Below are 11559 nucleotides of genomic sequence, written 5' to 3'. Positions count from 1 at the left end.
CTCTATTGTCTACAAGCTGAATTGTACCTAAGGTACAATTCTATATTTATTGATGGGTCTGCCTACAGAGCCGTATTGAGTTTCCAGCAACACCCAATTGACTTTTTCCAGATACTCCAAATATCTGCGAGCTGTAACTCGGGCTAAACCCGCCCCTTCGGCTACTTCTTCTGCTGAAAGCCCCACTTTGTATTCTTTCAGAAAGTTATAAACCTGCTGAAGGGTAATTTCCCGTAGTCCTTTAGGTAATTCCTCTCGGGTTCGATTGGTTTGATTTATCTGACTCGGGTGAATTTTTATTAATCGATCTAAATCCTCTTGGTTCATTTCGCCTTGTTTACTGAATTGCTCCAAGTAGGCTTGGTAATTATTTAATGCCGTATTGATCCGTTCGAATTTAAAGGGTTTTATGATATAGTCCACTACCCCAAACCGCAAACCGGCTTGTACTGTTGCAACGTCTTGTGCAGCAGTAATTAAAATGATATCTGTCGGTAGTCCTTGCCGCCGTATTTCCCGCAGAATTTGTATACCATTAACATCCGGTAAGTAAATATCTAAAATCACTAGGCGGGGTCTTAGCTCTCGAATTATCTCTAGCGCGTGTTGTCCCGTCTTTGCTTTGCCACAAATTCGGAATCCACCGATTTTATTTATAAATCCTTCATTGACTTCCAGCACCATCGGATCATCTTCTACTAAGACTAAGTCAATAGGATTCATTTTTTGCGACCTCCCCTTTGAACGTTTTCCGATTTTTCTTAGCAACTAGATCCGTTTGTTTAGGTAATGGGATCTTTACACCAAAACGCGTTCCCCAGTTTCCTGTTTCCAAGTCGATAGTACCTCCCAGCCTTTCTACCGCTTGTTTAACTAACGATAGTCCAATTCCGCGATTTCCTTCGCCCTTGGTGGAAAATCCCCATTGAAATATCTTTTTTTGGTTCTCTTGAGTTATCCCACCACCCGTATCTTCAACGCTCACAATTAGTTCTGTTTCTTCTTGCTTAACACGACAGTATACCTCGCATAACCTCTTGCCTACTACAGCTTCCATGGCATTTTCCAGTAAGTTCCCCACTATTAAGGTTAGTAAGTTGCAATCGACCTTCTCAGGCAGCTCTCCTAAATAGCAATCTTCTTCGAAAAAGATATCAACTTTTAGCTCTTTACCGCGGTTATATTTACCCAATAATAGTCCTGCCACGGTAGGGTGTTTAATCTCTTGGCTTAAAAATTTCGTAACTTCCTGTTGTTCCTCTGTAACTTTATAGACATAATCTAAAGCCTCTTGCACTTTATTTAACTGAATTAAACCTGAGATAGTATGCAGTTTATTTAAGGATTCATGGTTTTGAACTCTTAAAGCTTCGATAAAAGTCTTGACACCTGTTAATTCCTCCGCCATTTTACGCACTTCTGTTTTGTCTTTAATAGTTATCACTTGCCCGACTATTTGATCCTTAACTTTTACTGGCAAAAAATTGATTAGCACCCATGTTTGGTTGAGCAGCAGTTCTGAAGTTGCTAAAGAACCTCCTTGCTCGATTAAGTCCCCAAGAACACGTAATACTTCCAGTTCATCTAAACCCAGTCCCCGAACATCTGTATTTAGGCCAGCAATCTGAGATGCCTTATTATTAATAACAGTAATCCGTTTTTCAATATCTAAAGCTATAACCCCTTCATCCATGGCCTGAAAAATAGCCACGCGTTCTTCAAGTATCCTGGCAATCTCATCCGGTTCGAGAGAAAACATATTTTTCTTAATGTTTCTGGATAGATAAAATGAACCCACAATTCCCAGAACCAGCCCTACTAATAATGAAGCATAAAGCTGGATTCTTAAGGCCCCCACAATATCAGTAATTGTGGGTACCAGAATTCCGACGGCCACTACTCCAACTTGACGTGTTCCTTCATCTGCCAAAACCGGGACAAAAGCACGTACCGACGGCCCAAGTACCCCGATGGCTTGAGAGATGTATTCCATTTTTTTTAAAGCAGGCCCTTCATCTCCATCATTAAAAACAGTCCCTATCCTATCTAAATATGGATGTGAATATCGAACTCTCTGCATGTTAAAAATTACGATATACTCTACCTCTGTGGCGATACGAATTCGCTCGGCAAGTGGCTGAATTAAATTCGCGCCTTCTTTGTTATTGAGATTTTCTTGAACATCCTTTAATTGTGCCACTGTGCGGGCAATTGCCATAGCTCTATACCCTATTTCTTGTTCCATCTTACCCGTAATGCGATTAACTATGACTACACCTGCTATTAGCACAGACATCAATACTAAGCCAAAGGAGAGGATAGCAATTTTTGTTCCCAATTTGAAATGGGGCCTTTTCAACTACTACTCCTCCTCAATATGTCAGAATATACATATAATTCGTTAATTCTATTAAAATACCTTCTATTTAATACCGTTAATTCCCATCAAATTTTATACTGTATACATATAAAATTTTCTCTTGTCAACCGGTAAATAAAATGTTAAGTTTATACCAGATTCAAATGGAGCAATGACGCTCTTTGAAGATTTATTGAATAATCTTTAGGGGAGCGTTTTTTTGTTTTTTACCAAAAAGCTAAACTTAAAGGAGGCAATAATCAATGGATATTTTTGGGGAAAACGTCTTTAATGACTCTGTGATGAGAGAGCGTCTACCAAAAGCTACTTACAAATCTTTGCACAAAACAATTGTAGAGGGACTTCCTCTTGACCCTGAGGTAGCTGAAGTCGTGGCTAATAGTATGAAGGATTGGGCCATTGAAAAAGGAGCAACCCACTTTACCCATTGGTTTCAACCAATGACCGGCATTACAGCGGAAAAACATGATTCCTTCATCTCTCCAACCAGTGATGGCCGAGTTGTTATGGAGTTTTCCGGCAAAGAATTAATTAAAGGTGAGCCTGATGCGTCCTCTTTCCCAAGCGGGGGTATCCGTGCAACCTTCGAAGCAAGAGGCTATACTGCTTGGGACTGTACATCTCCAGCTTTTCTCAAGGAAGATGGCGGTGTCTTAACTCTATGTATCCCTACAGCTTTTTGCTCTTATACAGGGGAAGCCCTGGACAAAAAGACTCCTCTCTTGCGTTCAATGCAAGCTCTTTCTAAACAGGCCTTGCGCATACTGAAACTTTTTGGCAATACAACGTCGACAACTGTCACCAGTACCGTAGGTGCAGAGCAAGAATATTTCCTCGTAGACAAGAAATTCTTTGACCAACGTATGGATCTCATGCTTACTGGCCGGACCTTATTCGGAGCCATGTCAGCAAAAGGCCAAGAACTTGAAGATCACTATTTTGGAAGTTTAAAAACTCGAGTAGCCGCATTTATGCACGACCTCAATATTGAATTGTGGAAACTGGGCGTTCTCGCCAAAACTCAACATAACGAAGTGGCACCTGGACAATTCGAGTTAGCTCCCATCTTTGGCACTACTAATATTGCCACTGACCACAACCAGCTTGTTATGGACACTATGAAAAAAATTGCCTTGCGTCATGATATGGTTTGCTTGCTTCACGAAAAACCCTTTGCAGGTGTTAACGGATCCGGAAAGCATAACAACTGGTCAATGTCCACAAACGATGGACTTAATCTCCTAGAACCCGGCAATACCCCTCATGAAAACCTTCAGTTCCTCACATTCTTATGCGCCATTATTAAAGCTGTTGATGATTATGCGGAACTTCTCAGACTATCCGCTGCTACCCCCGGAAATGACCACCGTCTCGGAGCAAATGAAGCACCTCCTGCTATCATTTCAATTTTCCTCGGCGACCAGCTTTCAGATATCTTCAAACAGCTGCAAAATGGCGGAGTAACTCGATCTCTTCAAGGAGAGAAATTAGCCAGCGGTGTAAGCACACTGCCTGCCTTCAAGAAAGACTCAACTGACCGAAATCGCACTTCCCCCTTCGCCTTTACCGGTAATAAATTCGAGTTCAGGATGGTAGCATCTTCACAATCCATTTCTGGACCTAACGTAGTACTCAATACCATCTTTGCTGAAGTCTTCTCGCAATTTGCAGATCGCTTAGAAAATGCTGAGAATTTTGATCAAGCCTTACAGCAACTTCTTAAGGAAACTGCCATGAATCACAGTCGGATCCTCTTTGATGGCAACGGCTATTCTGACGAGTGGGTAGTAGAAGCAGCTAAACGCGGTCTTCCTAATATTACCTCTACCGTTGATGCAGCACTGGTTTTACTTCGTGAATCTACTATTGAATTATACGAAAAGCACGAAGTCTTAAATAAAACCGAATTAGAATCACGCTATGAAATCAACTTAGAGCAGTACTCGAAACAGATTAATATTGAGGCACTGACAATGATTGATATGGCTAAGCACAAGATCATTCCTGCCGCCGTCAAATATTCCACAGAACTGGCAAATTCAATTAATGCTATTAAAGCTGCTTCCAGTGCTGTCGATGTCTCTGTCCAAGAAAATCTTCTCATTGGACTATGCTCAACCTTGGTATCCTTTAATGCCAATTTAAGCACCCTTGAAAAGGTTAGTTTAGAAGCAACAGATCTGTCCGACGCCTATGAGCAAGCAGTGTATTATCGAGATGTTGTCTTTAAAGCTATGGGAGCACTAAGAGTTGACGGAGATAAACTGGAGACACTTGTTGATGCTGAACTCTGGCCTCTCCCCACTTATGCTGAAATGCTATTTATGCTCTAAAAGCGTTTACTCCAACTAAAACATCCTAGTATGTAAATCAGGGGCTGTACTTCATAGTACAGCCCCTAATTTTGCTCTATAAGATCATCTGTTCTGATTATAATGATCACAATAAATAAAAGGATAGGATTTTCTCAGGATTTTACTCTTTCGTTTAATCCTACTACTTAATAGTTTTAAACAGTTCTTCTTCCTCACCATCGACACGAGCAGTTATGGCGTCTAAAATCTCCTTTGTATCCTAGCTAAATAGACGCTCCACCATCCATGATGATGGTTTGGCCTGTTACATAAGCAGACGCTTCGGAGACCAAATAAAGAACTGTCCTGCCCACTTCTTCCGGCTGAGCGATTCTTTTCAAGGGTATATCCTTAAGTTTCTCCTTCATCAGTGCTTCATTACTCCATAATGCCTTACTAAAACTGGTTTGAACATATCCCGGGGCGATTCCATTAACTCGAATATTATGTTCTCCCAGCTCCTTAGCCATAGACTTTGTCAGCATGATAATTGCAGCCTTGCTGATACTGTATAATCCCAACCCATACCCTGGAGTTACTCCCAGAATGGAAGAAATATTCACGATTGCCCCTCCACCCTGGCTAATCATTAATTTTGCCGCTAACTGGCTAAGGAGGGTATAGCCTTTTAGATTTGTATTCATGATTTGATCATACATCTTCTCTTCCATATCCACAATAGGGCCCATGGCTGGATTAGTTGCTGCATTATTCACCAAAATGTCAATCCTGCCAAACTCATTCTTAATGGTTTCTACTAGCTTACGAATATCTTCACTTTCACGACCATGTGCAGTTACCGCCAGAGCTCGTCTACCCATTCCGCGAATTTCGTTGGCCACTAATTGCAAATCCTCAAGTTTACGACTGCTAACCACCACATCAGCGCCTGCATCGGCCAAAGTTAAGGCAATAGCTTTACCGATACCCCTGCTCCCTCCGGTTACCAAGGCGACTTTTCCTTCCAAGGAAAGATATGAAGTATTCATGTTTTCCCTCCTTATTTTATGTAGATTGGTAAATTCATCTTTTTTCTTCCAGAAGCCATAATGCCAATGGCTTAATAAGATTTCCTAACTCTACCTTATCGCCAATGACAGTATTTCAAAAATCATGACGGATATATTTCAAGACAAGTATGACTATCTCCATTATATAAAGTTAGGAAGATTCTTACAATATAAATATAGGAAAATCACATAACTTCTCCGGACAGTGGCGATCCATTAAGAGGGACACAAGAGGGACACAAGGGGAGGGACACAAGGGGACGGAGGGACACAAGGGGACACAAGGGGACGGTACTTCTGTGTCAACTTAAAAGGGCTAGAGGAAACATCCTCAAGCCCTCTGCAATGTTTTAAATAGTTTATTATCTATTGGTCATAAAGGTCTTCTGTAGTCGTATCAACAATTTTCACATCTCTTTTGGAAATGAGTTCCCCGCCGGGGGTGAGAAAAATATTCTTGGTGATGATTTGATCCATAACTGTTTCAATTTCGGCAACTGTTAAGCCCTCCTTAGGCTGCGGCATACTTATTGTCACAGCTTTGCCGGAGGCATTATTAAAAGTCATCCTCAAGACTTTTTTTGTTGTACTTGCCAAGTTTCATTCCTCCTAAAATGCCTTAATCATCTTTAACTACTCCGCAGTTAGGTCAACGCGATTATCTCTCCGAACTCCGATTAAGGGGTAGTCCTGCAGTCCATATAGGGCAACAGCTACATCATAAACATCTTGGTCTAATGCTGTAGATTTAACATTGGAAAAACTTCGTTGACTTAATTTCGGGGAGCCTTGTGCTGTCAATCCTGTTTGAAAAGTTACAACCATTATTGTGTCCTTACTGCTTGCTATAACCGGCATTTCAGTTTCCTCATTTCTCCTATATTAACAACCACTCTCGATACAGAAAGCTGTTTCACCTACTATTACTGAAGTTAAGATTCTTGAATTTCCAAGGCAGCGATGGTTTGCATCTGATTTCTTACCAAGAATGGTTGTCCTAATATTAGTATATTGGCAGATTCTAGATCTGTTACTGATTAATCAAAACCCGTAATGTTTTTTCTGTTGTCCCTCTATGAAATAGATAACATACATAATATTATATGGACAAGGTTTATTAAGGTGTTCTCAATAATTATTCTCCGTCATAATCTCTCAAACCGGCTTAGTGTGTTATTTCACAAACAGATACTATATTAGATTAGGTGCCCTATTCTTTCTACCAAGACAATAGTAAAGGAGCAAAATCTTATGTTAGCAGAGTTTAAAATTATTAACGACCCCCTGCGTCCCAGTATCTGTACAAATCTCTGTTCAGTTTGTTGCAGAAATACAAATGAAGGTAAAAAAATAGGCTGCTGTTCCTATGAACCGGAATTTTGTCTTTTTGATTTAGTTTTTATCTATCTGCATTACCCGGATATTTATAAGCTCATCTTAGAAAAAGGTTTAATTATAAAGGGCTTTAACGGTATTATGGTTGAAATGAAAGTTGGCTTGAATTATTGCCCCTTCGCCAGTGACTTGGGGTGTATTTTGCCAAAGGATGCCTTGCCTCCGGTGTGCCGGCTATATATTTGCCGAGAAGCTGCCATCTTTGGACCCCCAATACTGGAAGATAGATTTGATGACTACTTTTCTAGCGAGGAATACAACTTAAATATCTACTTAAATAGTAAACTCACCTTAGAAAAGGGACTTACTAATTCAGAACTTCACAACTTCATCCTACAATATTCTCAAACTGTAAGCACCATGATTGCGGGAATCAATAGAGATAACCCTCTGATTGAAACTTTCAGTAAGGAAATATCTATTGAAAATTTCGGGATAATTCTATAGTATTCCATACTCAAAAGATCGTCGAAATTAAGAGGCCCATTGTTGATTTTTCATCAACAATGGGCCTCACGATTTTATTCTATTTGCTACTCTTTAGTTACTGTAATACTTGCATTCTGAGGCAGAGCCAAACCTGCTGCTACCTCAACTGATTTCATCATCCCCGATAAGCCTGGACAGCTGGGATGGGGGCTGTGCTTAGCAAATGCTTCGTAAACTTTCCCAGTATGGAGTTTTTGAAAAATCTCTTGGAAGGCATCTACTTCGTCAAGTTCTGCCGCGATTTTTTGGTAATTCGGACAATCACTGGTGATTTCAAGTTTTACTTTATGATTATCACCACTAGTAGCTTTAACATTGATGGTAAAACCACATGCTCCAGCCTTAATAACTCCTGTTGCCATGAATATGCACCTCCAACTATGAATTTTCATGTATTATTCGATGGGCTACTTCTTAATTTTGCTTTCTGGACGTTTAATACCTAAAACAGGCGCCGAGTGATCTTTTCCTAGATAGAAATTTGACCATGAAGAAGTCTGGTATAAATCCCAGTTAGCCGGGGGTACCGGGGGAACATCTAAGGTTGCTTCTTCCCCGTATTTCTTCAGTCTGGCATAAGCTCTGACCCAAACGCATTTCTTTTCTTTAGGGAAAACTTCACACCAGCCATCCAAGCTTCCACCACAAGCTCCGTTACGTTGATTTTTCGGACATTGAGACATTGGGCATAGATACCCTATGTCTAATATAGCACAGTCGCCGCAATCCTTACAGTCAAGCATGACAACTTTGGCAATATGTTCAACTGCGTGAAGTCTCTTTTCGGCTTTCTTCTTACCTTCGGCAGCATGATACATGCTGCGCAATACTGGGAAAAGCTTTTTATTTGGGGTGAACATGAGACTGTGCATCCCTCTCATCATCGAGTTCATTGCTCCCGCAGGTGCATCTAAGGGGCGATTAGCACGATTTGTGGGACGATCTGTGTTTAGTCCCGTCTTCTCGTCTTTTTCAAAATAATAGAAACCATTATTTTGAGGATAATCAAATTCCTTAATATAATCCTGCCAATTAGGGCTGAGTTCCTCACCTTTATCAATGATGTATTCAACTTGTTCGTATTTAAGATTGTGCCCGCCAATGTGGACTCCGGCAAAGCCCATTCCCTTCATAAAGGCATACATCTTAGCTGCTCTCAGCATACGTTGCCCGACACCTTTATCCTCAGCAGTCTTTTCAGTATTCAGTTCGGCCAAGAGTTTGTCTGTTACGACGCAGCCCGGTAACTTATTTTGATTCATGACATTTGCCGCTCCGTAAGGGAGAACGTAAATATTTCCTACAACCGGTACATCCAGGTTGTTTACCTTTAAGAATTGGAGGACTTCATGACACTTGCGAGCATCATACCCCAACTGGGTAACAATAAACTGTGCCCCGCCTTGGATTTTCTTTTTCATTTTATAATACTGAATCATCAGCTCGGCCTCTGTCGACTTAAATGGGGAAACAGCCGCACCGGCAAAAAAGTCACTGGGAGCGTGATAGGTTGGCCCCTTCATACCGGGTACTTCTAGGCCTTTATTCATTTCAGTAATAAGTTGCAGCGTATTCGAAGGATCCAGGTCAAAGACTGGTTTAGGGCGTCCCTTGAACCCGGAATACGTATAGTCTCCCGTCATGACTAAGAGATTACGAACCTTTGCACGATCGAGAGCATATAATTGACTCTCCATTTGGTTGCGGTTCTTGTCCTTACAGGTAAAATGTACTAGTGGCTCAATTCCCAACTTGATGATTTCCATTCCCAAATAGTCAGCTAAGATTGCCGGATTTCCTCCAGGATTATCCGTGATGGTAAGTGCGTGTACCCTTCCACCTTTTGCAGCCTGTTCTGCCGAGGCAATGGCAGTTTGTTGAGCCTTTTCATTGGCGCCTCTTCCTGGAACCAGTTCCCATGTCACAGATAACGTATTCTTGTCGAGTAACGATTCTTTGAATTTATTCTCCATTCCTTTGTTCCTCTCCTTATTACAAAAATGTTCTCTGGGCACATTGTCCATTTATTCCCTAACCATTATAACTCTTCTGAGACAATTATTTAAGCTGTTTTCAGTTTTTTCTTAACTTTTGATTAACTTAATTTTTCTAAATATAGACTATTCATAAAATAGTTTGAGAATGTAGCGCTGCCACCAAGTTCTATATGGCCAATTTTCGTATAAAGTTCCTCCGTCATCATCATCTCCTGATGATTCAGAAGTGTTCGTATTGCCCCAACATGAGCGGCATTGCCGACCATTTTAATTTTTTCCGGTGGAATATCTGGAACAAGACCAATATTTAAAATGTTCTTGGCTTTTAGATACGTCGCGAAGGTTCCCGATAGAATGACGGAATCGAGATCTGCAACACTTATTCCGGCCATTTCAACTAATGTCTTTATTCCAGCGCATACTGCTCCCTTGGCCAATTGTAATTCTCCAACATCTTTTTGGCTGATGGTTACGTCTGATCGTTGACCGGTACCATAGGCTAGGATAAATTCACGAGCTTTTTCAGCAGGACGTATGCGATTTCTGAGTTCTTCAGAAAGATTATCCGCTGTTTCAGGAACGGCAATCTTTCCTTGTTTATTAATCACTCCGGCCCTTTTCATCTCGTCAATTGCCTCAATAAGACCTGAACCGCAAATTCCGATGGGTTCTTGGTCACCGATCACTTCACAGTGCACACCACTTTCCGTAATGCTTACCCCTTCAATAGCACCTTGTTTTGCCCTCATACCATATGCTATTCCGGCACCCTCAAAAGCAGGACCTGCTGCAGTAGAACAAGCCATCATTATCTTGTCTGTCTTTAAAAACAATTCACAGTTAGTACCTAAGTCGATCAGCAAGTGATTCCCCTGCTCCAATACTTCCGGAGCTCCGACAATTGCCCCTACTGTATCTCCACCAACAAAACTCCCAATGTTAGGGAGCAGGAATATCTTCCCTCGCGGATTAATCTCCAGTCCTAATTCATGGGCAGTAAGATCTAATGGTCGGTTACAAACCGAGACAAAGGGCGAAACCGCTAAGTGAGAGACCTCTAACCCCAGTAAGAGATGATGCATGGTGGTGTTACCTACAATAGCCATTTTGACAATCTCATCCTTGCGTATATCCACCTTGGATTCCACTTCTTTTAACAAATGATTAATGGTTCTTTTAACAGCATTCTGTAAGGCTAAAGCATTTTCTTTACTCTCTTTTGCAAATGAAATACGAGAAATTACATCTGCGCCATAAGCCGTCTGTTCATTCTCGATGGAGACGACCTTCATGAGGTTACCGGTGATTAAATCGTATAAGGCCACTCCTACGCTGGTTGTCCCAATATCGACAGCCACTCCGTACAATCGTTTTGAGGTGTCTCCGGGCTCAATCTCCAATATCTCATTTTCAAACAAGGTTACGGTTAAGACGTACTTTTCTAATCTTAAAACCTCCGAAACTTTCCTTAGGACATGCAAACTTGGGTAAGTGTAACTCCTGCCGGTAACAGCGCTGAGAGCATCTACTACGCGATCCCAGTCTCCCCTCTCATCCTGTAAGGAAGGCTTATCGATGGTTAAGCAAATCTTTTCAGCTCGTGAATCTACAGCATTTAACTTTAGTCCTAGAAGAGCACTTTCTTTGCGATCTTGGCTTTCTACGAAATTTAATTCGATGACCATTCCCTCTTCAGGAACAACTGTACAGGCCAGCCGAAATCCTGCCTGAATTTCTACTTCATTAAGATGTTTTAAATCCTGAACACTTGGCTCGGGAAGATTCCCAAGCATGCGAACTTTGCATTTCCCGCAGGTTCCCTGACCATTACAAACATTCTCTACAGGCAGTTGATGACGGATAAGGGCACCCATTAAGGTTTCATTATTCTCAGTCTGGATGACTCGGTTAGGGAGTATCTTGATTTCCATATT

General features: G+C 41.2%; 10 protein-coding genes. 2 read left to right on the top strand and 8 right to left on the bottom strand.

All coding sequences use genetic code 11. The features are described from left to right. Positions 1–27 precede the first annotated feature (27 nt). Together DP73_RS20055 and DP73_RS20050 are read right to left on the bottom strand one after the other, a co-directional pair. Positions 28–723: a response regulator gene (locus tag DP73_RS20055; protein ID WP_034602051.1), complete on the bottom strand. Its 696-nt coding sequence runs from the start codon at positions 721–723 to the stop codon at positions 28–30. Beyond that, positions 710–2359 (bottom strand): sensor histidine kinase, encoded by a 1650-nt coding sequence (locus DP73_RS20050; RefSeq protein ID WP_052090906.1) that lies wholly within the window; start codon positions 2357–2359, stop codon positions 710–712. Before DP73_RS20050 ends, DP73_RS20055 begins: the two co-directional genes overlap by 14 nt. A gap of 263 nt (positions 2360–2622) precedes the next feature. Between DP73_RS20050 and DP73_RS20045 the strand changes: the two genes are divergently transcribed. Beyond that, positions 2623–4713: a glutamine synthetase III gene (locus DP73_RS20045; RefSeq protein WP_034602049.1), complete on the top strand. Its 2091-nt coding sequence runs from the start codon at positions 2623–2625 to the stop codon at positions 4711–4713. 245 nt (positions 4714–4958) lie between these two features. Here the strand turns inward: DP73_RS20045 and DP73_RS20040 are convergent, their stop codons facing one another. The 3 genes from DP73_RS20040 to DP73_RS20030 all read right to left on the bottom strand — a co-directional run bounded on the left by DP73_RS20040 (position 4959) and on the right by DP73_RS20030 (position 6602). Next, a complete protein-coding gene (locus tag DP73_RS20040; RefSeq protein ID WP_034602048.1) occupies positions 4959–5723 on the bottom strand; it encodes a glucose 1-dehydrogenase in 765 nt (254 codons plus the stop codon). 387 nt (positions 5724–6110) lie between these two features. Next, positions 6111–6341 (bottom strand): DUF2922 domain-containing protein, encoded by a 231-nt coding sequence (locus DP73_RS20035; RefSeq protein ID WP_034602045.1) that lies wholly within the window; start codon positions 6339–6341, stop codon positions 6111–6113. A 36-nt stretch (positions 6342–6377) separates the two neighbouring features. Beyond that, on the bottom strand, positions 6378–6602 hold the full coding sequence (locus tag DP73_RS20030) for a DUF1659 domain-containing protein (protein ID WP_034602044.1): 225 nt from the start codon (positions 6600–6602) through the stop codon (positions 6378–6380). Between the two features lie 393 nt (positions 6603–6995). Between DP73_RS20030 and DP73_RS20025 the strand changes: the two genes are divergently transcribed. Beyond that, positions 6996–7586, top strand: a complete 591-nt coding sequence (locus tag DP73_RS20025; RefSeq protein ID WP_034602041.1) for a hypothetical protein — start codon at positions 6996–6998, stop codon at positions 7584–7586. 86 nt (positions 7587–7672) lie between these two features. Here DP73_RS20025 and DP73_RS20020 read toward each other — a convergent pair whose 3' ends face one another. The 3 genes from DP73_RS20020 to DP73_RS20010 form a co-directional block, all read right to left on the bottom strand. After that, complete coding sequence (locus DP73_RS20020) at positions 7673–7990, bottom strand: hypothetical protein (RefSeq protein ID WP_014902520.1); 318 nt, start codon at positions 7988–7990, stop codon at positions 7673–7675. A gap of 45 nt (positions 7991–8035) precedes the next feature. After that, entirely contained in the window at positions 8036–9601 is a 1566-nt protein-coding gene (locus tag DP73_RS20015) for a methylenetetrahydrofolate reductase C-terminal domain-containing protein (protein ID WP_034602039.1), read from the bottom strand. A 122-nt stretch (positions 9602–9723) separates the two neighbouring features. Continuing rightward, positions 9724–11556 carry an ASKHA domain-containing protein gene (locus tag DP73_RS20010; RefSeq protein WP_034602037.1) on the bottom strand — a complete coding sequence of 611 codons (1833 nt, stop codon included), beginning with the start codon at positions 11554–11556 and terminating at the stop codon, positions 9724–9726. Positions 11557–11559 lie beyond the last annotated feature (3 nt).

Origin of the sequence: Desulfosporosinus sp. HMP52 (assembly GCF_000765145.1) — a bacterium.
In the GTDB taxonomy this organism is placed as follows: Bacteria; Bacillota; Desulfitobacteriia; order Desulfitobacteriales; family Desulfitobacteriaceae; genus Desulfosporosinus.
This window is presented reverse-complemented; position numbering and strand designations above follow the sequence as displayed.

Excerpts from the sequence above, each read along its gene's own strand:
- DP73_RS20055 (WP_034602051.1), bottom strand. The coding sequence starts at position 723 with ATGAATCCTATTGACTTAGTCTTAGTAGAAGATGATCCGATGGTGCTG.
- DP73_RS20040 (WP_034602048.1), bottom strand. The coding sequence starts at position 5,723 with ATGAATACTTCATATCTTTCCTTGGAAGGAAAAGTCGCCTTGGTAACC.
- DP73_RS20025 (WP_034602041.1), top strand. The coding sequence starts at position 6,996 with ATGTTAGCAGAGTTTAAAATTATTAACGACCCCCTGCGTCCCAGTATC.
- DP73_RS20045 (WP_034602049.1), top strand. The coding sequence starts at position 2,623 with ATGGATATTTTTGGGGAAAACGTCTTTAATGACTCTGTGATGAGAGAG.
- DP73_RS20030 (WP_034602044.1), bottom strand. The coding sequence starts at position 6,602 with ATGCCGGTTATAGCAAGCAGTAAGGACACAATAATGGTTGTAACTTTT.
- DP73_RS20020 (WP_014902520.1), bottom strand. The coding sequence starts at position 7,990 with ATGGCAACAGGAGTTATTAAGGCTGGAGCATGTGGTTTTACCATCAAT.
- DP73_RS20010 (WP_034602037.1), bottom strand. The coding sequence starts at position 11,556 with ATGGAAATCAAGATACTCCCTAACCGAGTCATCCAGACTGAGAATAAT.
- DP73_RS20015 (WP_034602039.1), bottom strand. The coding sequence starts at position 9,601 with ATGGAGAATAAATTCAAAGAATCGTTACTCGACAAGAATACGTTATCT.